This window comes from Bradyrhizobium sp. 215_C5_N1_1 (assembly GCF_052075935.1).
Classification (GTDB): domain Bacteria; phylum Pseudomonadota; class Alphaproteobacteria; order Rhizobiales; family Xanthobacteraceae; genus Bradyrhizobium; species Bradyrhizobium barranii.
On sequence record NZ_CP197228.1, the window covers coordinates 8207662 to 8230195 of the forward strand.

Sequence of the window (22534 nt, forward strand, 5' to 3'; positions counted from 1 at the left end):
CTTCATTTCGGTCATTCTAGACCCCCTCGGTAGCGGATCGATCCTCGAATAGATCAACGTATCGCGCATGGAGAATCACGTAGCCCTTGGCACCGTCTAAGAGCACCTTGACCTGAGTAGCCGTCGCTCCCTGACCAAGAACGATGCCTTTCTTACCGCTAAGGCGCGGTCCAGCCGAAGCACCAATGACAATCCGTCGACCAGCAAGAAGCTCGTCCTTGGCGGCCAATAGGTCTGCAGATTTCGGCAGGTTACGGTTTGCGCTCCGAGGCGTGGCTTTTAAAATATCGCAGCATCGTTGAGTTAGAAAGCCCGTGTGTCGGGGGACCACGGCTTGCGCGATCGCTTTTCGATCGGTCAAGCTGGCGAACCGCTAGCGTGACTGGTGGTCGCAATGCGTACTGCAGAACAATTGTTAAAACCAAAACGTGTATTCCGCCCTGGTACACGTGATCGAACCCGACGCGACCTAAGAAGTCGCTTATTTGTGCGCGGCGCCGAGCGGCGTTGACTTTCAGCGGGTCCTTGGCGTGACACCTAGACGCCCCGGCGCTAGCCTCAGGCCATCCATCCGCGGCAGCCCCTGTCGTAAACCGGCAGGGGTTGCTTATTGGTGGTAGGCCCGCCAGTGAACCAGCGGGCCTTTGAGTTGGCATCCCAACAGATGTCCTGGCCCTGATCCCCATCTCGTCTTCCCCCAGAAACGGAGGTACCGCTTCCGCTGCTCGAACCATGCCGACAGTGCCGCGCGGTCTGCTTGGCGACGTCGAGCTGACTGGGGGATCACCATTGACCGCCCCACGTCCGATCGGTGACCCGCTGAAGATCGAGCAACCGAACAAATTGGCGGGTAGCGCTTTCGCCACTCCTATTTCCGAGACAACCCCTTAAACGAGCTCGCCCTCAATAGACCTTCTGAGGTGATGTCTCGAAATTCGATATCGGCGTAAAACGTCGGCTCGACCCATGTAGCCTTGGGCTTCCTGATCGGTTTGGTCAGCTTAGCCTTGGGGCTCACGACGGTGTCGAGCTTCTTGCGGATCTCGCTGGAGACGGTACGAGACCACCCCGTCCCGACCTTGCCCATGTAGACCAGCTCTTTGCCCTCCTTCTTTCCGAGGTACAAGGCAGCGACACCTGAGGGGTCTTTGACGAAGCCGACGACAGGAAATTTGCCGTGCTGGACGGCTTTGACTTTCAGCCAGCCTTCGTTGCGGTCGGAGCGGTACGGCGCTTCGACGCGCTTCGAGATGATGCCCTCGTATTTGAGCAGAGCCGCGTGCTCGAACATCTCTTGGCCGTCGCCAATCAGGTGGTCGCTGTAGTGCGCGGGCGCTTCGACGCCGTGGGTATCAAACAGCTCCTTCAACAACTCCTTGCGGGCAAGCTGAGACGTTTTCCTTAAATCTTTGCCGTCGAGCCATAGCAAGTCGAAGGCGTAGTACAGCAAACGATCCTGCCGCCCGCCTGCGAGTTCAGCCTGTAGCTCGGAGAAGTTGGTACGGCCTTCATGGATGACCACAACCTCTCCGTCGATGATGGCCTGGTATGGAAGGTCGAAGGCACCGACAATGACGGAGAAGCGCTTAATCCAATCGTGGCCGTTGCGGGTGAAGGCCTTGTGGGTGTCACCGTCGAGGTGAAGCTGGATGCGGTAGCCGTCGTACTTGATCTCGTGAATCCAGTCCTCGCCCGCAGGGGCTTTCATCTTGAGGGTGGCAAGCTGGGGCTTGATGAAGCCCGGCATCGCGCGTCTCGTACGCCTTGTCACTCACGCTACTCACAAAAAACCGCCGCCGGTATTGGGGCCGGCGGCGGGCAGTCTACCTACCTTACTCAACGAGTCTCCAACTTCGAGGCCGGAGATGGGTTCCATCCGTGAATACAGCCCAACGCCCCCCACAACCGCGAGCGCCTTTGCAGGTTGTATTTTTGAGAACGGTTCTCGAACAGCGCGCGAACGGGATGTGATAAAAGAGAACGGCGCTAAGGAATGTCGCTCCTGCTTCGGCTCGGGCCGATGCTGTGCGGCTTGTTGAGGAAGAACTCCCGGTTGCCGAAAGCGGCTTCCGCATACTGGTCAATCGCAACCTGGATGGCCTCGATGTGCGCCCTACACCAACCTTCACGGGTCGACAGCCTCCGCGTCTGGTCGAGTGACTTCAGGAATTCCGGAACATCCTGCATGTCGGAGAAATACTTCGGTCGTTCAACTACCACTTCCGCCCTCCTAGAACGCGCGTACGGGTTTCCTGCGGCTGCGTTTTCTTCATCTCATCCCGCTGCAAACAAAGGCCATCGACCTTGGCCTGCATTCGGCTTAGCAGAGCTTCCGCCGAGGTGGTCCCTACCCCGGCACGCCGTAACTGGAGGATCTCTTTGCGCTGGCGACCTACTTGCACGCGCATGCGCTCGATCTCAAAGCGGATGTAGTTGAGGTCAGGCATGGGCATCCTGTGAAATGTCCACAAGAATAGAGCGGGAACATCGAGTCAATAGGAACATGATTTCAGCGCTCTCGTTGGCCCGTACACAGGAGCATTCGATGGAGAAGATCATTATCGCTGCCGCCGTCCTCGGTCTCATCTGCGGCTCCGCCTTCGCTCAGACTTCCGGCCCCGCTCCGCAGTCCGGCAACATGCAGAAGCCTGGCATGCACAACACGGAGAAGGGTTCGATGACCAAGGGCACCACCGGCATGAGCAAGGACGGCATGGCCAAAGGCAGAATGGTGAAACCCGACGCGTCCGGCCAAGGCGGCTCCGGCCCCGGTAGCGACCAGGGCGGCACGAAGGTGGCGCCAGGCAGCATGAAGTAAGCTCGGTTCTCGTAAGGTTTACTTCTCGGCCGCGTCGCTCCCTACAAGACGGCGCGGCCGTCGTCTACGGTCTGGTCGCCAAGGTTATTCAGTAATGGATCTAAAGCAGATTTATCGCGACTATATCGACTGCCTGAATGAGCAAGCTTGGTCACGCTTGGGCAAGTTCGTCGCCGACGAGGTCGTCCATAACAACAATCCCCTTGGCCTGTCCGGGTATCGAGAAATGCTGGAGCAGGATTACGCGGCAATTCCCGACCTTCGCTTCAACGTGGAAATAATGATTAGTGAGTATCCCCACCTGGGAAGCCGGCTACGGTTCGATTGCTCTCCAACAGGCGTCTTTCTCGGCTTGCCAGTAAACAGCAGGCGAGTTTCCTTTCACGAGAACGTTTTCTACGAATTCGATAGCTGCAAGATAATACGCGTTCGATCGGTCATCGATAAGGCAGCCTTGGAGGCGCAACTATAGACGGTTGGGGTCAAATGGTTGGAGCTCAAATGAAGGCGGCGAGCTCATCCCGCGACATCTCAGAAAGCGCCTTCTGTTGTGACGACGTATCCTTGCGAGTTGGAGCGATGTGCCCTGCCCGATCTAGAACTTTGATCGACAGATCGGCTCGGACGCGGGCGCGAATGCTTGTGTCTTGGAGGAGCGACTTCGCAACTCGATAAGCAAGCGGGGCACCTACGACCGCAAGGTCAAGCTGTATCGATTCCGAGATCGCAGCCGCGACCGCTGGCAGTCGCATTGTCTTATAAACCGACTTGGGTGATATCCGGCGAGCTCGGCCGCTTCTTCAGGCTTCTTCCCGTCGTTGACGAACGCGCTTGCGCAAAGTAGGAGAAAGAGAGCGCGCTCGGCCTTGTACCTAGCGCCCGCGCGACTGGACTCCGAGCCGGACATGACGACTTCGCCCGCGGCGGTGCAGACGGCCCACTTCCATCGGCTCCGCCCGCGACGCTTCAGCACGACGTCGAACCCCGCAAATCCATCCTCGCCGTCCGGAGAAGTCACGCCGCCACCCTGTTCGGCAACCCACCCTGGAGCTGGTCGAGAAGCCGTTCCTCGCGCTCGATCCGGCTCAGGTAGAGCTGGCGCTCCCGCTCTGTCTTCGCGCTCGCCAGCAGCAGTCGATAGTGGTCGATCACCTTCCTCGCTGCCGCGGATCAGCAGGTCCCTGACATCGGTCATGACGCCACCCCCGCGCTCGGCCTTTCAGGCAGGACAAATGCGATGGGGAAGGTTTCGGAAGTCAGCGCCTCGAGCGATGCGGTCTCCTCGGAGAGGCGCCGTTCGATGAACTGGCGTTCGAGGTCCGAGAGACGGGTCTTCAGCAGGCTGCGATAGCGGTGGATGTTGTTGCGGTGCGCACGGCTACGGGCAAAATCTTCATCGAGCATCGTCGCCACTCCTGACGGTCTTCTTGTCCTTTTCAGCTGCGAGAAACGGGAAAACGAATTCCCCGTCGCAAAAATATTCGGCGCGAAACCGCTGTCAAGATGGCAGTGGTGCAGCGTGCGAATTCTTGTGCCACCGGGTTGACCAAATCACGTTGGCCCGAAAAAATTTCCGACGGTCCTCTTGAAACCTCTTGTCGTTTTTCTAATTCATTTTTCGCCGCGAGAGCGGTGCAAGACGCCTTCAAGGGTCCGGCTCGTGCGCCGGCCGGCGGGTTCGGACAGCCGTCCTGCGCTTCTTGTAGGGCGACGGAGGGTTCGCGCCCGCCGTCCATCACACCTGCCCATTGAAAGGAGTGAAGGGAGGCCGACGATGACCAATGTCAGAACGAATTCCGGCGATCTCAATCCCCTCTTCCATCCCGCCGCGCACTATGCGTCTCCGGACGACGTGCTGAACAACGAGACCCTCTCGGCTTCGGAAAAACGCGTCATCCTGTCGTCCTGGGCGTCCGACATGTACGCCGTCGAATCCGTCCCGCGCTGCGCGAGATCCCCGACAGGGGACACGCCATCAGGCTCGCCGACATCCTCTCGGCGCTGCGGCGCCTCGACGGCGAGAACGACGATCCGCTCCGCCCGGGCGGCGCCACCATGCGGCGGCGGCCTTCGGCCGGCGCATGGTGGAGGTCTACGTGATGTTCACGCAGGCCGTTCTTGGAATGGTGTTGCTCGGCCATGTCTCGGCGGCCTGGACCGTGCCCTTTCTGACGCTTTTGTCCGGCTCGGCGGCACGGTCGCTCGATCAAAGGTTAGGCCCGCGGGGCTGCCTGTCTCAAGGAGAATCAGCATAAGATGCGAAACTATAATCGAGCCTTGACGGCGGCCTCGCGCCGGTGCCGAATTGCCCGAAAAGCGGCAGCGCCAAGCGCGTGATATGGAGCAGGAATTCTTTAAAGGTTTGCACAGCGCGTGCGCGACCTCGCAGACAGAGCGGACCCCTTTACCAGGCGACGCCTGCTGAAGCTCGCCGAGAGTTACGATGCGAAAGGGGGCCGCGCGGGCCAGGCCTCGCAGCGCGCCGAGCGCCCCCTGCCGGTGCCGCGCATCCCACCGACCTCGATCTTCACCGGGCCGGGAGAAGCCTAACCGAGCGCGCCAACGCGGCTTCTCTTCAACAGCACGCCCTCGCCCATTTGGTTTAGCGGCCTGGCCTTAAAATCTTAGCGCTCCGAACAGGAAAAGTAGCGCGACGGTGACGATGGCTGAAACCACGAGCGAACCGAGACAGCCCAGCCGGTTGGAGAAGAGCTCTCAGACCGGACGATCGGAATTTCCGAGATTACCCTCTAACCGGACCTGCTGCGGACATGCCAAAATCGACGCGAATGACCCATATCCGACATCACCCCTCTGGCACCCCGGCCACGCGCATGCCCTCATAGAAGCGCTCGCGTCCAGCGAGGTAAGTCGGATTGTCGCTCGGCACGTTGGCGCGGAAGCGGGAGATGGTGAAAGTCGGGTCGAGCGCAAGCCCTGCTTGGGCCGCGGATCGCGCCTCATCAAGCTGACCGAGGCGCGCTAGCGCGGTGGCAAGATAGATATGCGCGCGTGGATGATTTTGGTTGATCTCGACCGAGCGACGGAACCGTGCGACCGCCTCCTGTTCGGCGCCGAGCTGCAGCTTGGCGAAGCCCGCGAAGATCATCCAAACAAAAGCCTCCGTATCACGAGGACTGAGGCGGAGTGCCTCTTGGACATGGGCCTCAGTCTCCTCGCCGCGACCGAGAAGATACTTGGCGCGACCGATGTAGGCGTGCGCATTAGCTAGGTTTCGATCCAGCGCCAATGCCTGCTCGCATTCAGCTATGCCTTGGGCCGCGCGGTTTGTGAACATTTTGATGTTTCCTAGAAGCCAGTGGGCGCGTGCGTGCTGGGGGGCCAAGGACAGAGCCATGATCAAGGCCGTCTCAGCCGCTGCGAGACGCGCGGCCCGCTCAACGGTCAAAGCCATGCCAACAGCTGCCGCATCAACAACTGCCAATCCGACCAGCGCTTCGACATTTTTGGGATCGAGCGCCAAGGCTGGTTCAAAAAAGCTGCGCGATTGCGCAAGATACTCGGAAGTCCTTCCCTTGTTTAAGCAAGCCATGCCCTGGAAAATCAAATCCATCGCATCGGGATGCAGCGAACGCTCCGCCCGCCGCGCCTCAGCTTCAACAAGTTGAGTATTTAGCGTGTTAGCGAGCCTCGATACGATTTCGTCCTGCATATCGAATAGATCAGCGACTGGCTTGTCGAACCGTTCGGCCCACAGGTGTTTGCCAGTCTCGGCGTCGATCAGCTGAACATTCACGCGAAGCCGGTTGCCACCACGCTGCACCGAGCCCTCCAGCACGTAGCGGACGTTTAACTCGCGTCCGATCTGCTTGAGATCAACCGCTTTGCCTTTGAACGTAAATGCGGTGTGTCGGCCAATCACGAATGCGCCATTGATGCGCGACAAGTCTGTGGTCAGGCTCTCGGTCACGCCGTCAACGAAATAGTCTTGCTCGGGATCGCCACCAATATTCGCAAACGGCAGCACCACCATGGACAGACGCGGGGCTGAAGCGTGGGTCGGCGTCACGGCGCCGCTATGCGTCGCAATTGTGCGTCCTTCGAGTTCGTGCACTGTGCCAACAAAGCGGAAGCCCTTACGCGGAAATGTCTTGATTAGGCGCTGCCTGTCGCCGCCGTCACCGATTGCGGTCCGAGCGGCATTCAGGCGGGTCGTCAGCGCAGCATCTGATACAATGCGTCCATTCCAAACCGCGTTGATGAGATCGTCTTTGCTCACGACGCGGTCTCTGTGCCTGATCAAATAGTCGAGTAGATCAAACACCTGCGGCGCTGTCTGGACGACGTTAGCCGCCCGACGCAACTCACGTCGGTCGGTGTCGAGAGCGAAATCCTCAAACAAATAGCGCAAACTATCGTTTCCTTGCCTACGCGCCGATGTTACTAATGGCGGTTGCAGCGTAAGAATAAGACGCCGGTGGTTCCGAGGGAAGTCCGTAATTGGCTTCTTTGCGTCGCTTCGCCGCTCTGCAACAACATGTCGGCTATCTGGCAACAGCGGACTTAGCATGTCGAAGCGGACTCCTAAATCGCTGCCCATGGGTGCCTACAAGCGCTCCCCCCGATCCCCTTCAGCAGCTGCGACCGAAGATCGATCACCACCTCGACCGGCTCGCGGTCGCAACCGAGCAATGACCGCGGCTCACGATCCAGCGGGCTTGCGCGGAAGTTGCAGCGCCCGAGCGCCGCGGCTAATGCGATCTTCAGTTCGCGAAATTGGTAAGGATCGCTGGTGGCAAGGCCCCGCCGAAATCGCGCGACGGCCTCTGCGGTTATGTTCGTTGTGTAGCGCCGCTTGTCTCGTCTTAGGCGCGCGGGCATCAAGGCTGGCCGAACTGTTCGAGTGCCCGAGGCTGATGCGATTTTGAACGTCCACATGAACCCGGCGCCGAAGCCGCTGGCACGCCTTACGCGCCTCCTCTCTGCCTCGGCGACCGTACGCGTCGGTCTCAACGCCCGCGTCAACCACTTCGCCGAAGAAGTCGAACTCGCCCAAGCGCCGGCAGCCGCGTGTCTCTTATTTTTGCGTACATGGTCCGCCGGGATCTTCCGCCCGGCGTTCTGGCAAACATTTGTTGCCGCGGTCCCGCCGACGCAATCCCGGCGTATTCCCGGCTTTCAACGATTTTGCGGTCTCCAAATGCTTTTGCAACGTATCTATCTGGCCGGAAGCATATTCTCCGGCAGCATCCTTACTTTTGGATGCCTTCTTGTATTCGGCGATATCCTTTTGGTGGTCTGCGATCATGTGTGTCGCGAACATTTTGACATCTTGTCATGTTCGGCTTTTTGCTTCGCATTCGGTGCGCTTGGTGAGTTCATCCGAAAGCTCGGCTGACAGACTATCCTGTGCTCAATGCTATCACCTGCCGCCTGCATAGCCTTGGCGCCAACGCCAAGACCGAGCCGACTTGTAGCATGGTCTACTGGGTCTTTCGCTGGCGGGTAGTGCATCCGCATCCACGATGCCCGCTGCCGATATCCCGCAATCCAATACCTCGCCAAATCAGCGCTTCTTTCTTGGCGAAGAGGAAATGGCCGACGTCAGTCTGGCCACGTTCCATCTTTTCGATAGAGAAAACTTTGGCAGCGGCGTGCAGCTAGCGCGCGGGTGCGGTGGTTGCGGGTGCGGCCATGGTGGCGGCGGGTGCGGCGGCGGCCGAGGTTGCGGTGGTGGTGGGTTTGTTGGCGGCCGAGGTTGCGGTGGCGGCGGGTTTGTTGGAGGCCGAGGTTGCGGTGGTGGCGGGTTTGTTGGCGTCCGTGGTTGCGGTGGTGGTGGGTTTGTTGGCGTTCGTGGTTGCGGTGGCTTCCGTGGTTGCCGCGGCTTCCGTGGTTGCGGTTGCGGCGGCTACGGGTTCAGCATCGGGTTCTATGACGACATCGGGTTCGATGACTGGGGGTATGGTGGCTGGGGGTTCGGTGGTTGCGCGGGTTGCTGCGGATCCTGGGGAGCGTGCCGCTTGTGCTAAGTCCCACCAAGGACTCTGCTAAGCTGCGATCAGCCTCTCGCTGGTTACGAGTTTAAGGTCGCCTTCGGGTCACACGCGGAAGAACTCAGGTTGAGTATGTCGAGTCCGCTTCACCCCAGAGAACAGACGTCTAGCGGACATGCTGGGTCGACCGCTTGGGGCCACAACCGGAAGTAGAACATCTAGGGCGATTGATCTTAGGCCTGTGATATCCTGCCGCGTATGTCGGATGTAGTCGTCGGTGCTGCTAGTGTCCTTGTGCTGCTCTCTGTTCGCGAGGAAGGCCACTACGACTATCATGCCAATGCCGATCAGCGTGAACATGGGACTTCCTCACTTTGCCTGCCCGTCTAGGCGGCGAGAGCATCGAGCAGAGCTTTGCAGCGATCAGCAATAGACGGATGCGGTTATCCCCCGCCTTCGGGCCGTTAAGCGCGGCGGCTTCGGCCCGGTTAGTTTGAAGCGGGCAACGCTCGTTGTTGCCCGCCCCAATCGCTTACTCGAAAACGCCGTTTGGCCAAATGGAGCCAACGAGCACGGCTAAGGCGATGAACAACTCGGATAGAGCATGCATCGCGGCGGGATCGAGCGCGGACATCGCGTTCCCCCTTCATCAATGATGATTTGTTGCGATGCATGTTGGACGAGACATGCCCAGTGCGCTTGCGAGACACCGATTGCGACCGAAAACGCGCAAGCTCCTGAAACGATAGCGTCTGAACCGTAAAACCTTGCTAAAACCGTGACGCTGACCATGCCGTGATGCCGTGCCGCCGGAAACCAGCGGGAGGGATTGGTGAGGGTCGTGCGCTTGATGCTGACGCACGGTCGCGTCGTGGTGACGTTGCGTGGCGACAAGACAAGAAGCGACGCAGTGTCCCCTCAGAACGGGATCGATGGTGCGCGGACCCAGTTAATGAAAAGTTAACGGAACAGGTAAACTTGGCAGTTGTCGTGATAGTAATGACGTGCGGCGCGTGACGCTGTCCGGGCGCGTGAAGTTGTGAGCGGTCCCTCCGCAATCGGTCGGCAGGCTCCTTTGGAGAGCGCCCAAAAGCGCGGGGACCGTGCGACGGACCCCGCGCAAGCGTATTTGCAATCGCGCAATTCCGGCTTTATTTTATGTGAATTGGTACACAAATTCCGTGTGCGCCGACCGGCCAGAAGCAGACCTCAAACTGCACGCCTGATGCCCGCTTCAGCCGGATTATCAGCCAAGTCTGTCAGGTCCGAAAAGGGCCCAACAACGGACTCGTGCAGCGCAGAAGGATCGTTATTCAATCACCTCGTTGGCGCGGCCGCGCAGCGTCGCAGGGATATCGATGCCGAGCGCCTTCACCTTCGAGAACATCGGAATGCTACCGGTCTTCAACCGGGAGGTCTGCAATGGGTGGTCATTAACGGACATCGCTGAGCGCTTAGCGTACGTCCGCTTTAATCAACTCGTCAGCCCTCGCGGTCAAATGCTGAGGAACAGATAGGCCCATATCTTTGGCAGCTTTGAGGTTGATGGCAAGATGGAATTCGCTCGGCCCTTCGACGGGCAAATCACTTGGCTTTGCCCCGTTGAGGATCTTCTCGACGAAATATGCGCCTCGGCGCCATATTCCATCAATTGTCGGACCATAGGCAAGCAGGCCGCCGATCTGCACCCATTCTCGATATTCATGCGCGTTCGGAATTTTGTTTTCTATTCCGAAGTCGACAATCCTCTTGCGATCAAAGACGAACATCGGATCGGTGACAGTAGTCATCGCATCAATCATCGTATCCTGCCTTTTGCGCAGGATTGAAGCAAACGCGACCTCAAATTCCGGCGGTGAACGAACTTCAAACGGCTGCGCTTCAATTCCCAATTTTTCAAATGCCGAAGAAATACTGTTGAGATGATTGCTGGCGTAAGAGGGAAGCGGATTGTAAAGAACTGCCAACCGCGAGAGTTGTGGAACAATTTCTTTCAAGAACTCGACACGTTTGACATCGCGATCAGGCGAGAGATTGTCGATACCCGTAAGGTTCCCGCCAGGACGTGAAAGAGACGGGTATAATTTGGTTTCAACGCCGCCGCGGCTCGAGAGCACGACAATGGGAATTGTCGCAGTAATCTTCTTCACCAAAAGTCCGGGGTAATTTCCCACAGCCACGATCACGTCCACATTCTGCCGGACGAGATCGGCAGCCATCTCGGGCAGAAGTTCCGAATGTCCTTTTGCCTCCCGCCATTCGATGGTGAGATTTTTGCCCTCCGAATAGCCGCGATCACCTAATTCGCGAACGAAGCCGTTTACCCAAGGATAGCTGCTCAAATTAGCCGTCAGATATCCAATTCGGTAAATCTTTTTAGATTGCTGCGCCTGAGCCGCCAGCGGCCACACCGCAGCGCCGCCGAGTGCCGTTATGAACTCGCGCCGCTTCATGTCTGATGCCTCTGCAAAGCCTAGAGACAACCTATTTGCTCTTGGCGTGCTAGTTGATCCGGCATCATTGGTGTCGCCTCCGCACGTTCAACCGGACAGTTAGCAGTTCAACCGCAGTATCGTTTTGCTCATTCGCTAAAAATTCACGAACTAGGACAACTGAGGTGGCCTTACTTCACGGCACAACGCCACCAAGCTGAATACTCATCGATGATCCGGCGCGCTTCTTCGACCCGCGCCGATTGAGACGACGGTTGATCTTTGGCCGGTGGCGGTTCCGGTGATTTCATGCTGCGATGACGGCATAGCGCCAAAGGAAACTTTTGAGCTAAGTCAAGGCTCCCTTACTCTGGCGGTTGCAATCCGGGCGATCTCAGCCACTCGCTCATATGCGAGCCGGTCTCGGCTTGAAGGTTTCGGTCCGAACGGGGCGGTGCCTAGGGCCCGGGCCCATCAAGCACGAACCTGCGATCAGGCCGCTTTAATGTGGCTCAAGGGAAATAGAAGGTCGTTCATGGCTGGCGAGCTGACGGAAGCTCAGGCAAGCCCTGCATCGGACTACTCGTTGGGTGCTTGCAGCGCCGCTTCCAATTCTGCAACGATGTCTTGTATGAGGCCGCGTGCGAGAGGATCGGTGGCATCGCGCTCCATCATGCGGTAGCCCATGATCTGATCTTGAAGGTCTTGCTGTTCCTCATCGTCGTCCATCACGCGCTCCCCAACTGAGCAATGACGCCGAACGAGGCAATGGTTGCCGGGAACTTTGAAAAATCTTGGCCAGAACTAAGGCGTTTCCTCCAATTTAATCGGAGTACTTAACGGAGCGGCTGAGTTCAGCCTTGCCACCCGCAATGCCATCCGAAGCGCCGTTTCGATCCCATGCTCCCGTTGCTCGATCATGCGGGGCCCGTTCAGAACACTCCGATCCAGGCGAAAAAAGCAACCTCGAGTAGGAAGGTGATGCCCATGATAGCGACAGTGAGAACTGCGTCGCCCGCCGGTAAAGGGGTCATAGCGCCTCGTGCAATTGCGAAGCCCCGAAGCCAAGAGCCAAACTCCCAGAGGTGGGAGAATGTTTCAGTTCCAAACTTGGACCCGAGGCGCCTTAGCGCATTTCGAGTTCCTTGATCGCCAGAGCCGAAATCTGGGAAGCGTCTTTGATGCCGGCCTGCGCGATCTTGATGATTGTTTTCGCAATCATTTCCGTGAGGGGGTCGTCGCGGTCCTTGACACAGAGCGCAGGCAACGTTTGTTCGTATGCTTTAATAATGAAGGCAACCTCTTCCGGCGCCATGCCGTGGATTTGCAAATGCAAGTAGATCGCCATCTCGCGCTCGGAACCCGTGCCTCAATTGCAAAAACATTACCATCGGAACCCAGTGCGCACTGCAACAATTCGAGCGGTACGGCTTGCTGAAGCTCAATGAAATTGCGGCATGGACCTAAATCTGCGCGAGGATACCGGAAATCGAAAGGGGCCGCCTCACAGCGACCCCTTGCCGGTTACAATTTTGTTCGGAATGAAAATGCCAGCCCCGGCGCTCTACTTAAAGGTATGTTTATGCCGAGTGCACTCCGGATAACAGAGACGCCACCCAGGGTCTGCCGAGCCGGTGAGGCTCCACCTCGCAAAAAGGTCGAGCATGCCTATTTTCCCGCATGCGTTCGTTTGTGCCTGCCGACCAAGGGCATTGCGGTCCCCGACGGCTCCGATTGGCTCCATGAAGTGAAGTACGACGGCTATCGCCTCCGCTTGGAGCGCGATGGCGACCGGGTGCGCCTGATCACGCGCGGCGGCTACAACTGGGCCAGTCGCTATCCCTGGATCGTCGAGGCCGCGAGCAAGATTAGGTAGAAGCAGTTTGTGCTCGATGGCGAAGCGGTCGTGCTTGGCGTGAAGGACGGGCATGCTAAGATGGGTGCAAGACCGAAAGGCAAAGTAATGCCGGTCTCCGCATCATCACGACACCGTCGAACAGAAATAAGCCACCGTATCTGAGGGCTTGCGAGGGGTATGCGGTATGCTCGCCCCCCTAGCTTGTGACGAGTGAAGAGAAGTAGACCAAGGAGGGAAAGGAAATGAAGCGACTAATCGTACCATTTGCTGTTGCTTCTAGCCTTGCTGTCCTAGCAGCAGCACAAATCCTGCCGAAGGAGGCATCGCAGGCTGCCGAGATGCAAATGAAGCCTCCGGTCAATGTTGAAGACATTAGGTGGGGTCCCGCTCCACCGACCATCCCGCCCGGCGCGCAGCTCGCCGTCGTAGCTGGTGACCCCAGCAAGGAGGGGCTGTTCACGATGCGGTTAAAAATGCCTGCGAACTACAAAGTCCCCGCCCACAACCATCCCACCGACGAGTTCGTGACGGTGATCTCCGGTGACTTCCGTGTCGGTCTCGGCGACAAGCTCGATATGGACAAGGGGCAGTCCCTCAAGGCCGGAGGTTTTGGCGAAATGCCAGCAGGCATGAATCACTATGCCTGGACCACGGAAGAGACCGTGGTACAGATCGCCGGATCCGGGCCGTTCGCTATCAACTACGTCAGCCCGGCCGATGACCCGAGCAAACAGGCCACGAAATAGTGGGTGAGTGAGAAGCAAACAATATGAAACTCGGATGCGGCCGGGGTCGCCAAATTCTATCTCAGCTTCGCGTCCAAGAGGCGATATCCGACAGTCAACGAGTACGCGCCAAGTAAAAGGCCCCGACGATGTTGCACGTCGGGGCCCTTCAAGATCGTCAGGCACGGGTACCTCCGCCGCGCCTTCCGATCAACGTGTCACTGATTACGGCACCTTCTTTGGGGCAAGATGTGGCAACCGCGCGGCTTCAAGGGTAATCACATTCCGCGCGAAAGCGGCTCGCGACCAGCTCGCTCTTGCGCCACTCAGCGCGACGCCGCTGCTCTATCGCCAACGCCTTGCGCGTCTCCACGTCCCAAATGACCTTGTCGATCTCGGCACCGTCCAGCGTGCGTTTGATCCGCAACACGATGGACAGCACCATCACGACATCGCCATACGGCATCAGCAGATCACGGGCGGCAACATCGCAGTGTGCTCGATGAAGGTCTCAATCGCCTGCTCGCTCTTACAGAACAGCAGCGCCAGTTCACGCGCCTGCCGGAGATCATCTGCCGGTGACACAGGCTCGCCATCCAGCAGCATGCGCTCAGCGGCTCGGCGCCATCAATTCGATCACTTGCGTATAGGTATTGCCGAAGACGTCAGAGACCGAGCTGTGATCTTCGCCAGCGCTGGGCATCAGCGGAGAAAGAACCTCGCGAACATCGGAGGCGTCGCCGCGGCCTTCCGCAAACGCCTCCACGTGGCGCTCGCCCCATAAGCGGCCTTCGTAGCCGGAACCCGGATGGACGGTGGCACCGCCCAACGCATGGCCGCGCAGGCGCGCAGCGACAATGTGGCGCCCGCCTCGTGAATGGCGATCCGGCAGTCCTTGTCGTAAGTGCGGCCGAGCGAGGTGAGGAGGCCGTCGTACTCGTCAACCTCCGCATCGGGGCCGCTGCCATCGTCGCCAACCTCGACCTGGGCAGCGGCCCCCGGACCGCCGACAGAGGTCGCGGGCTGCTCCTTGCCATCCTCGGCCGGGTTCTCTTCAAACATCGCCCAACACCTTCTTGTGCCGCGCCAGCATGCGGGCGCGGGTAGCCGCGACAAACGCTGTCGCCCGGTCGCGGCATCGCGCGAGCGATCATGTCGGCCACGGCGGCCGGGATGTGGTTCTCGTTTTTCGGATCGCTAACCAGTTCCAACGCCGCAGGCACCTCCGCGCGAGATCGCCAAGAACTTGCCGAGCCCGAGCGCGTCGAACACCACCGGCACCGCGCGAGCCGTATGTTCGGACAGGCGCGCCGCGGTGCTGTTGAATTCCGCGCCGACCTGGGTCAGCTCGCGAACCAGCAACCCAATCTCGGCGGCGGTCTCAGCGCGCACCTTGCGATCCGCCATCTCGGCCTTGGTGCGCTCAAGGGCCTCCAACTGCTGTTCGACTTCCGTGAGTGCCGCTTTCAAGGTGGTGCTGCGGTCCTGTGCCGCGCGCAACGCCGCTTCCGCGCGATCAAGCTCGGCGTCATCGCCGGTCAGCGCGGCTTACCGCCCCGCCCCAACGCGATCGATGCCGCCATTTGCATTGCCACCGGCGTTATGACGGACCGCAGCGCGCGCCACCGGACGAGGCCTGAGCACGACCCCTGCCCCGCCAACGCAGCCGGTCGGATATTCAACGTACTGGCAGTACACGACCGCCTTGGCTGGGGCTGGATCGAGAGTGAGACCTGCAAGCCCCAACAAGGCGCTAACAGCAATCCCGGCAACAGTCGCTGACTTGATCGAAAGACGCTTCCTCGGATGCATGGCGGACCTCCCTCGTCGCGCTTGCGTCACTGAAAGGTGACGGGAGCCGCCTCGGTGCGGCTGAACCTAGCGTGGGCCCCAGAGGATCGCTGACGTTGACCTAGATCGATGGAGGGCCTGTGCCGTCGGCGTGCTGATGACGCGATGACGTGGTGCCGTCCGCCGGCCGCACCCGGTTGGTTCGCTTTAAGTCAGTCGCTCTGACGATAGCGATTAGGCCGAAACGGAATGTCGTCGATGTACGGTCGCACAACCCGCTTGGTCTTGAGCATATCGCGCCACGCATAGGCATAAATCGCGATCAAGACAGATACGAAGGACGTCCACAACAGGATGATCCACTTCATCTGTGTTCTCCTCTCGATGTAGGCGAGCAATAGCGTCCATGGGTATCGGAACCCAGTTTGGAGGTGCTTGCGTTAGATCAACCCTTGGGATGCTGTGGCGTGGCCTACGCGACGTCACGCGCGGGCCAACGCCGTGTTCTCGCCACCCATGCGCCGCCGCGTCGAGATGATGTTGGCGGGGACGGTCGCGAGAAGGCCGCCCTCCGACGATGGCGGCCCTCCGCAATCGGGCCGCAGGTACTGTGGAGAGCGCCCCAAACTGCGGGGACCGCGCGACCGCGACCTCTGAGGATATTTGCAGTTGCGAATTCCAGGCTTAATTTTATGCCAGTCGGCACACAAAGGCGGTGCGCCATGTGGCATGTCGAATACGGAAACGGTGCTCTTCATGGGTAGGAACGTCGGGACCGGCACGAGGTTAGATGGATTACGCACCATCGCGGCGGCGCTGACCGGCGCGTTGGACTGGAGGCGGCCCATGAAAATCATTGTGGACGAAGACGGCGAGATCATCGCCCAAGCATCCGATGACCATACTCTAATCGGCGGCCACCACCGCCTCGCAGTGGCGGCCAGCCTCGGTAAAAGACTGTTCTGGCGAGATACCGGCAAACCAGTGAAGCTTGATAACTTCTTCAAGCATTATGGAAGTTCTTTTCGACATACAGCCTAAGGCGCTCGCCAAGCGTATCGTTGTTCGGGTGCATCGCACCGTCTTGGAATAAGTCGCGCGATATTGCCGTCCGCGACCCCACAGCCGGTAGGCTTCGTCCTCGTAAGGATCGTCGGCGGTCGGTGGCGGGATCAACCTCGCGCCTTCCTTGCGGAAGTGTTCGAGACCGCGGCCCAGCTTCTCCCGGCGTGTGTGTGTTGATCGTTGGCCCGGTCGGGATCGTCGGCGCGTAGTCCTCAAGCAAGGATCGAAGCCGATGGCGGCAGCGAAGTGGTAGCCCGCGCGGGACTTCGGCGCGCACGCCATCATGCGGATCGCGATGCCCCACCATCAGGCGGGCTTCGCCGATACTCTCACTGTAGCGCTCCCGCGATGCCGCGAGCGATGCGGCGACGAACGGAAACAGTGCGGCGCGGCCAACGTGTCGAGGTCTTCATGGCAAATGACTTCGAGGCGATTGCGGACCATCGAGTGAAACGCCTTCGCGTGTGTGGATCAATTCGACGGCGAACTCCATCGTTTCGGCTCCATGCCGCGCCTGATCGCCTTCTGCATCGCTGAGACACAGGCCATCGCGGGAAGGCCGTTCTTGCTGTCGGGGATCATCGCGGCGAACCCTTGCGCGACGCGACGATGAGAACGCCGGTCGTGTTCGCGAGGCGGGCCGCGACCAGCGTGCGGGCCTGCCGCGCGCTGTAGGCGTGAATTACGAATAAGAACGTGCCGCTCTGGATGACGACGAAGGGGCGCGGGTCGCGCATTGGCTTGCTCCGGGTTGTGGGCGGCGGTGCCGTCCCGTCCCGGTTCAGCCACCAGTGGCCGTTGCAGTAAAATCATGTTTTCGGCTCGAGAATCATTATCCCCGCCACTGTTGCGGGCCTGATCGTCGCCGCCGATGGCGCAGGCTGATGCCGATGCCGGGGTGCCGCGCCGCGTCCGTTGTGCCCGGCACGCCACCGCAATCTGTAGCGGCTTGCCTGTCCATTGTGGCCGGACGGAGTTGTTTGCTATTTCTGCTCCCCGCGATATTCTGACAATTGGCTGGGGGGCCTTAGGATGTTCGATGTGTATCTGAACACTAAGCGTGATCTGTTGGTTGTGCGTAGTGGTTTGCCAATTCCTCTTTCTGACGCGCCAGGCGGGTGGCGTAAGAAGAAAAAAGCGGCGAGCGTCAGCGAGGACATTAAGCTCGCCATTCAGAGACAGGGTTACTACATGCGCAAGCTAACGGACTTTAAGAAGCGGTAGTCCGCAAAGCGCATGTGCAACCTCTTGTCTGATTGCGGTTGCTGGCACAAGGGTTCAGCTCGTTACCGACAGCCTGCGAGGCTCGCTCTTGTCTACGAGGTCGACGTTCATAGCCGCCTCACGATGGTAGTCCGAAGATCGGGAGCTGCTATCTATTAGGCGCGTGCTGCAGGCACAGAGGTTGCAGTGCAGTCACCCCGACCTCGTCCTCGCAGGACGTCGTCCCGCCTTTTCGGCGGATCCGCTGAATTGCTAATTGATCATGCGGTCGCCTCCTCACGGGTCCATCGGAACTCGCTTCCATCTCCCCAGATCCGATGCATCACGATCGCTAATTTTCGTGCGACTGCTACGACCGCTCGGCGAAGACCGCGTCGCTTGGCCACCCTTACACCCCAAGCTTTCAATGCGGACCAACGCTTGGTGCGGGTTAGAAGTGCAAGCGCGGCCTGATAAAGTATGGTCCTGAGCATCACATCGCCACACCTCGAAATAGCGCCATTCCGATCGGTTTCCCCAGATGCGTATTTGCGTGGCGTAAGGCCAAGATGCGCGCCAACATCGCGGGATCGTTGAAAGCGATCCGGGTCATCAATGGTTGTTAGAAACGTGATTGCCGTCAGTGCACCTACGCCCGGTATCGTCATGAGCCGCTGACATGTCGATTCGCGGCGTACTATTTCAAGTACCATCTTGTGCAGGACGCCATACTGTTCACGCAGCGCGGCTCGAGCCAGAAGCGTTGGGCGCAGCATCGCCGCGAGTCGTGGATGGCCATCTGTGAGTTCATTGGTCTGCTGCTCAAACGTCGCTTGAGATATACGACCAGACAGCTTTAAGCCGAAGACGCGTAAGACGCCGCGAATTTCGTTCTCAATATCGATCTGCTTGATCAAAAGCGTCTTGCGATTGTTGAGAAGCATTCGTAGCTCCTGGCTCACGTCACCCTTGATATGAACAACGGTGTACCAGCCGACCCGCATTACCTGTGCAATGGCGCGAGCGTCGTTTCGATCGGTCTTAATAGGCATCGTCTTAGTCACGCCACGCAGTCTTCGGGGATCGATGCAGACTGCGTGTAAGCCGGCAGCACGCAGTTCGCTGTACAGCCAACGAGCGAGACCACCAATCTCAATCCCGATCTTGACAATGGGCAATCCGCGTTCGTTGAGCCCGGCAACAATAGCCTCCGGTTCCGAAAGTGCCTTGCCCTCGCGAATGACGACGCCATTCTCGTCCACAACACAGATAGCCGTCTCCTTTAGCGAAACATCCAGACCGACATAGTGCTTCATGTTCCCGCTCCTGCTGCCACCGGCTCGCCGGCTTCCCTTCCAGGCTGAGCCTTTCGAGCAGCAACCGCAATCACCCCATCTACAGCATCACCACGAACAAAGCTGCGATCATCGCGCCGTTCCGCGTGGTTAATCGCTACGTCGGCAACCTACCGCCGATGCCGGCCGTGTTTCCGGATTATTCAGTTCCGGTGGTGCCAACGCCGAGACCGGACCCGAGGTGAGTACGATGCCGTGGTGGATGCCGTTGATAGCTGTGCACGCGCAGCTGGGGATCTGAGATACTGAGATAGAGCAAGTTGCCACGCAGCTGCTGCCACTAGGGCACCTATCCGTCACGCTGCGCCCCAATAACATGGGTTAAAGAACTCAAGGTCCGCGCCTGGTAAGTTGTCACCGTCGCCGCCCGGCCTTTGGCATCTTATCGGCGATGGAAACGCCAGATTGCACTCTGGCTGCGTTTGATTCGGAGGAACGCAATCGCGTCACAAGCACTAAAAGCCCGGGTGAAGCAGACCTACGCAACTAAGTCCGGCATTTTGCCTGTCGACCCGAAATGGACCTCATCGCCAACGCCGCGTCGCAACCGTGCCAGTTTCCTTGATTTGTCCGCTATCGGACGGACAAAACCCGGGAAGAGTTTTATACTGCCGAGCGGAACATTCGTTGAATGCGCCGATATGAAAAATCCGTTAGACGAGAAACCGACCGGCAAAGGGTCCAAACTGTCCCGTGCCGATCAGGCCCGGGAAGTCGCTGAGGAATATGCCGATGATCTGCGCCGGATCATCAGGAAGCTGCGCAAGATGCTCCCGCGCTCGCAGAACCAAGACAGCCCTAATTAGCTATGTCCGGACATAGCTGATATCGTTAGGTCGTTCGCTCGCGACCGAATAACCTACGATTACTGAGGGCGCGGTCGCTCCCGGACCAATCGGGAGGCCTTCGATGATTTCCGTCAATGAGTGCAAAACATATGCAGCCGAGTACAAAATTCTGGGGCGCGAACCGCATATTTCTGCTCGCCGATCCACTGTGCTACTTGGCATCTCACGTAGTTGGACAGCGCTGGCGCACCAACTTGAAAGCCTGACATGGTAGTCAAAGACGAACAGAAGTAAGGCCGCCGCAGGTGGCGGCAGTTGGCGATCTAAACTATCTCAACCGCCATATCGCTTCCGCGTTTTGCGTGGTCATCGTCCAATCGAAAGATCCTGCGCGGCGCTAAACCCGATACGACAAGCCACTCGTCAGGCTTATTCCCCTCGCCAATAACCCCGTAGCATCCTGATCGGGCAGCGCTTGAAGCGCCTGCACAAGTTCACGAACTTTCATCTGCCGTTCCCCTCTCAGCTGGAGGCCGCCTCAGGCATCAAAGAAAGCATAGTGAGCATGCTGATACTGGCGAGCCCAGACCATCGATTGAGTCATGGTCGCATGCGCGATACGGGTTTGGTCGCCCATACCAAGCAGCACCTGAGAGTGGGAAGTGAATTGAGATAGATCAATGGTGGAGGATCAACGCCGAGACGGAGGCCTCGGCGAAGACACCCGCCACAACGCCGACCACACGCACCATTAGCTCACTGCCCATGACCTAAACTAACTCGGGTTAAGGCCGAAAGCCTGCGCAGTTCGCGCCAAAACGGACCACTGGGAATTCTAGGGGGAGACAAGCTGCCCCCGCCCCGGGGCAAAGGGAAGTGAAACATCGCCGAGCGCGCGCTCAGGGTCAAACTGAGAAGAATTCAGGGCGAGATATTTTTTTCCGCTTTGCCCTCGAACGCGGACGTTCACCGTGGAGGTCGGCAAGTCTCTGAAGGGGCCAAAAGGCGACATCGCAGGCTTAGCCCGATATGAAAGAGGAGCCAACAGGCGGCCTTGCTCGCCCCGGCCTAGTTCGCCTTTGAGCCAACCCGCTTTGTTCTCGGTTTCATAGGTCCTCCCAGCGCCTTGTAGGCCAGTTTGCACTTAGGACATTCAAGCGTGCGCAAATCGGGACCAGCAAAGCTGGGCTCGACACCGACCAGCATCATGCAAATCTCGCACTTGGGGCAGCGAGACCGCTCGATCATGCGAGCGGAATGAGATTCCGGCATGCGATGCACTCCCCTACGATCCGGCGGGAGCGCAACACTCTCAGTCACCGATAACAGCCGAGGGCGGGCGGTGATCAGGTATCCTACACCGCCAAAGATGGCGGGGAGCCGACGTAAAAGTGTATTCTGGGACACGATTTCCAACTGATGCGGCCTATGTCCGAGCCTTCGGAGATCCCCCAGCAGGCCCGAACCGAGCGGGCGTTCAAAACGTCGCGTCCGTCGAGAACGCCTTCCTGCGTAGAATACCAACCGTACTACAGAACCGCACCGGTCTCGACCGCGGTTGCGATGTCCGATGTACAAGCCGACATCGTCAGCGCGGCTGGCGGGTCGCTTTACGCATCATATTTCGCAAGTCCGGCCCGGCTTAGGATTATGAACCGTTTTCGGGTCGCCCCGTCGCACCACAACAGCCCCTCTTCTTGTAGGGTCGAAAGAGCGCGTGATACTGTTTCCAGCGACAGTCCGAGATAATCGGCGATATCGCGACGGCCCATCGGCAAGACCATTGCGTCCGGATGCGCCTGCCGTTCGTCCATTTCAAGGATGAACGCCGCCACTTTCTCAAGCGCCGTCTTTCGGCCCAAGAGAAGCATATGGTTCTCAGCGTGCCGAAGGCTTTGAGTAACGAGGCGGAGCAGTTGGGTTCTGCCGTTTGCTCGACTTTCGAACGCAGCAAGAAGGTTACGCTGGTTCACGATACGAACTTTGGTCTCGACAAGAGCTTCGGCAGAAAAGCGATATTTTGCGCCATTTTCTAACCCAAACATATCACCTGGAAGGTGAAACGAGTTGATCTGACGGCGTCCATCTGCGAGCCGCCTGTGGGTCCGAACCGCACCAGAGATGATTTGATAGACGTACTCAGTCTCACCTCCCTCGCCGAAGATTTCCGTTCCTTTGCGATGCTTAAACTCGCTACAGAACGCGCACTCGCCCGCAAGGGTAAGTGAGTGATCGTCAGAATTACGGTTAGCTGCGTTCACCTTAACAAGCATCGCTGCGCCCGTGAGTTAACGAATGCTGTGCGATCAACAGAAGAAATTTGGCCAGCGCAAACTTCACCGTACCCGCGCAGATCGACCCTCCGCCCTCTCGGTCGTCCCTCAACTGCGCGCCGCATTCTGACTGGTGTCAAGGGCTAAGTCTGCGGAACCACAAGGGACTTGGATCGCATCAGAAAGTGTCTGCGACGGGTCAAAAGCGCCGGTTTGGCTACGGCCTGCGCACTTCGGGTCTGCACCGCTAATCGGACATACTCGGTGTCGGC

General features: G+C 58.8%; 27 protein-coding genes and 1 pseudogene. 9 read left to right on the plus strand and 19 right to left on the minus strand.

Annotated elements, in window-relative coordinates; all coding sequences use genetic code 11:
* Positions 1–868 precede the first annotated feature (868 nt).
* From ligD to AB7G19_RS39425, 3 genes are all read right to left on the minus strand, one after another.
* Positions 869–1747, minus strand: coding sequence for a non-homologous end-joining DNA ligase (gene ligD, locus AB7G19_RS39415; protein ID WP_354134738.1), 879 nt, complete (start codon positions 1745–1747; stop codon positions 869–871).
* Between the two features lie 239 nt (positions 1748–1986).
* Positions 1987–2187 (minus strand): hypothetical protein, encoded by a 201-nt coding sequence (locus AB7G19_RS39420; protein ID WP_049831966.1) that lies wholly within the window; start codon positions 2185–2187, stop codon positions 1987–1989.
* Between the two features lie 26 nt (positions 2188–2213).
* Complete coding sequence (locus tag AB7G19_RS39425) at positions 2214–2447, minus strand: hypothetical protein (protein WP_439037723.1); 234 nt, start codon at positions 2445–2447, stop codon at positions 2214–2216.
* 98 nt (positions 2448–2545) lie between these two features.
* On the opposite strand from AB7G19_RS39425, the gene AB7G19_RS39430 reads away from it, so the two are divergent.
* Positions 2546–2818 carry a hypothetical protein gene (locus tag AB7G19_RS39430; RefSeq protein WP_354134740.1) on the plus strand — a complete coding sequence of 91 codons (273 nt, stop codon included), beginning with the start codon at positions 2546–2548 and terminating at the stop codon, positions 2816–2818.
* A gap of 94 nt (positions 2819–2912) precedes the next feature.
* Positions 2913–3290 (plus strand): ester cyclase, encoded by a 378-nt coding sequence (locus AB7G19_RS39435; RefSeq protein ID WP_439037722.1) that lies wholly within the window; start codon positions 2913–2915, stop codon positions 3288–3290.
* Positions 3291–3832: 542 nt separating this feature from the next.
* On the opposite strand, the gene AB7G19_RS39440 is transcribed toward AB7G19_RS39435, so the two are convergent.
* The 3 genes from AB7G19_RS39440 to AB7G19_RS39450 all read right to left on the minus strand — a co-directional run bounded on the left by AB7G19_RS39440 (position 3833) and on the right by AB7G19_RS39450 (position 7190).
* Entirely contained in the window at positions 3833–3970 is a 138-nt protein-coding gene (locus AB7G19_RS39440; RefSeq protein WP_354134742.1) for a hypothetical protein, read from the minus strand.
* Positions 3971–4009: 39 nt separating this feature from the next.
* Positions 4010–4222: a hypothetical protein gene (locus AB7G19_RS39445; RefSeq protein WP_354134743.1), complete on the minus strand. Its 213-nt coding sequence runs from the start codon at positions 4220–4222 to the stop codon at positions 4010–4012.
* 1402 nt (positions 4223–5624) lie between these two features.
* Positions 5625–7190 carry a winged helix-turn-helix domain-containing protein gene (locus tag AB7G19_RS39450; RefSeq protein WP_439037721.1) on the minus strand — a complete coding sequence of 522 codons (1566 nt, stop codon included), beginning with the start codon at positions 7188–7190 and terminating at the stop codon, positions 5625–5627.
* 492 nt (positions 7191–7682) lie between these two features.
* Here AB7G19_RS39450 and AB7G19_RS39455 point away from each other — a divergent pair, with 492 nt between their 5' ends.
* Positions 7683–8177 (plus strand): hypothetical protein, encoded by a 495-nt coding sequence (locus tag AB7G19_RS39455; RefSeq protein ID WP_439037720.1) that lies wholly within the window; start codon positions 7683–7685, stop codon positions 8175–8177.
* Between the two features lie 1904 nt (positions 8178–10081).
* Here AB7G19_RS39455 and AB7G19_RS39460 read toward each other — a convergent pair.
* The 4 genes from AB7G19_RS39460 to AB7G19_RS39475 form a co-directional block, all read right to left on the minus strand.
* Positions 10082–10216 (minus strand): hypothetical protein, encoded by a 135-nt coding sequence (locus AB7G19_RS39460; protein ID WP_439037719.1) that lies wholly within the window; start codon positions 10214–10216, stop codon positions 10082–10084.
* Between the two features lie 10 nt (positions 10217–10226).
* Positions 10227–11225 carry an ABC transporter substrate-binding protein gene (locus tag AB7G19_RS39465; protein ID WP_441268793.1) on the minus strand — a complete coding sequence of 333 codons (999 nt, stop codon included), beginning with the start codon at positions 11223–11225 and terminating at the stop codon, positions 10227–10229.
* Positions 11226–11783: 558 nt separating this feature from the next.
* Positions 11784–11933, minus strand: coding sequence for a hypothetical protein (locus tag AB7G19_RS39470; protein WP_439037718.1), 150 nt, complete (start codon positions 11931–11933; stop codon positions 11784–11786).
* A gap of 397 nt (positions 11934–12330) precedes the next feature.
* Entirely contained in the window at positions 12331–12552 is a 222-nt protein-coding gene (locus AB7G19_RS39475) for a hypothetical protein (protein WP_439037717.1), read from the minus strand.
* Between the two features lie 342 nt (positions 12553–12894).
* Here AB7G19_RS39475 and AB7G19_RS39480 point away from each other — a divergent pair, with 342 nt between their 5' ends.
* Complete coding sequence (locus AB7G19_RS39480) at positions 12895–13080, plus strand: ATP-dependent DNA ligase (RefSeq protein WP_354113605.1); 186 nt, start codon at positions 12895–12897, stop codon at positions 13078–13080.
* Between the two features lie 224 nt (positions 13081–13304).
* Positions 13305–13808, plus strand: a complete 504-nt coding sequence (locus AB7G19_RS39485) for a cupin domain-containing protein (protein WP_439037716.1) — start codon at positions 13305–13307, stop codon at positions 13806–13808.
* A 247-nt stretch (positions 13809–14055) separates the two neighbouring features.
* Here the strand turns inward: AB7G19_RS39485 and AB7G19_RS39490 are convergent, their stop codons facing one another.
* The 6 genes from AB7G19_RS39490 to AB7G19_RS39515 all read right to left on the minus strand — a co-directional run bounded on the left by AB7G19_RS39490 (position 14056) and on the right by AB7G19_RS39515 (position 15946).
* On the minus strand, positions 14056–14253 hold the full coding sequence (locus AB7G19_RS39490; protein ID WP_441268794.1) for a hypothetical protein: 198 nt from the start codon (positions 14251–14253) through the stop codon (positions 14056–14058).
* Positions 14253–14393, minus strand: coding sequence for a hypothetical protein (locus AB7G19_RS39495; RefSeq protein ID WP_354113602.1), 141 nt, complete (start codon positions 14391–14393; stop codon positions 14253–14255). Before AB7G19_RS39495 ends, AB7G19_RS39490 begins: the two co-directional genes overlap by 1 nt.
* Positions 14394–14489: 96 nt before the next feature.
* Positions 14490–14849, minus strand: a complete 360-nt coding sequence (locus AB7G19_RS39500) for a hypothetical protein (RefSeq protein WP_439037715.1) — start codon at positions 14847–14849, stop codon at positions 14490–14492.
* Between the two features lie 135 nt (positions 14850–14984).
* A complete protein-coding gene (locus AB7G19_RS39505) occupies positions 14985–15287 on the minus strand; it encodes a hypothetical protein (protein WP_354113600.1) in 303 nt (100 codons plus the stop codon).
* A 48-nt stretch (positions 15288–15335) separates the two neighbouring features.
* The gene (locus AB7G19_RS39510; RefSeq protein WP_354113599.1) at positions 15336–15599 is read right to left on the minus strand and encodes a hypothetical protein; all 264 of its coding nucleotides are present in this window, start codon (positions 15597–15599) and stop codon (positions 15336–15338) included.
* Positions 15600–15790: 191 nt separating this feature from the next.
* On the minus strand, positions 15791–15946 hold the full coding sequence (locus AB7G19_RS39515; RefSeq protein WP_167768323.1) for a hypothetical protein: 156 nt from the start codon (positions 15944–15946) through the stop codon (positions 15791–15793).
* Positions 15947–16424: 478 nt separating this feature from the next.
* Between AB7G19_RS39515 and AB7G19_RS39520 the strand changes: the two genes are divergently transcribed.
* Positions 16425–16619, plus strand: coding sequence for a hypothetical protein (locus AB7G19_RS39520; RefSeq protein ID WP_354113598.1), 195 nt, complete (start codon positions 16425–16427; stop codon positions 16617–16619).
* Between the two features lie 602 nt (positions 16620–17221).
* Here the strand turns inward: AB7G19_RS39520 and AB7G19_RS39525 are convergent.
* Positions 17222–17380 (minus strand): hypothetical protein, encoded by a 159-nt coding sequence (locus AB7G19_RS39525; RefSeq protein ID WP_354113597.1) that lies wholly within the window; start codon positions 17378–17380, stop codon positions 17222–17224.
* A 295-nt stretch (positions 17381–17675) separates the two neighbouring features.
* Between AB7G19_RS39525 and AB7G19_RS39530 the strand changes: the two genes are divergently transcribed.
* Positions 17676–17867: a hypothetical protein gene (locus AB7G19_RS39530; protein WP_354113596.1), complete on the plus strand. Its 192-nt coding sequence runs from the start codon at positions 17676–17678 to the stop codon at positions 17865–17867.
* A gap of 260 nt (positions 17868–18127) precedes the next feature.
* On the opposite strand, the gene AB7G19_RS39535 is transcribed toward AB7G19_RS39530, so the two are convergent.
* Complete coding sequence (locus AB7G19_RS39535; RefSeq protein ID WP_439037714.1) at positions 18128–19162, minus strand: IS110 family transposase; 1035 nt, start codon at positions 19160–19162, stop codon at positions 18128–18130.
* Between the two features lie 77 nt (positions 19163–19239).
* Between AB7G19_RS39535 and AB7G19_RS39540 the strand changes: the two are divergent.
* Positions 19240–19409, plus strand: a pseudogene (locus tag AB7G19_RS39540) (SOS response-associated peptidase); the annotation flags it as partial.
* 259 nt (positions 19410–19668) lie between these two features.
* Positions 19669–20007, plus strand: coding sequence for a hypothetical protein (locus tag AB7G19_RS39545; RefSeq protein ID WP_354113594.1), 339 nt, complete (start codon positions 19669–19671; stop codon positions 20005–20007).
* A 1592-nt stretch (positions 20008–21599) separates the two neighbouring features.
* On the opposite strand, the gene AB7G19_RS39550 is transcribed toward AB7G19_RS39545, so the two are convergent.
* Positions 21600–22262: a helix-turn-helix domain-containing protein gene (locus tag AB7G19_RS39550; RefSeq protein WP_439037713.1), complete on the minus strand. Its 663-nt coding sequence runs from the start codon at positions 22260–22262 to the stop codon at positions 21600–21602.
* Between the last annotated feature and the right edge of the window lie 272 nt (positions 22263–22534).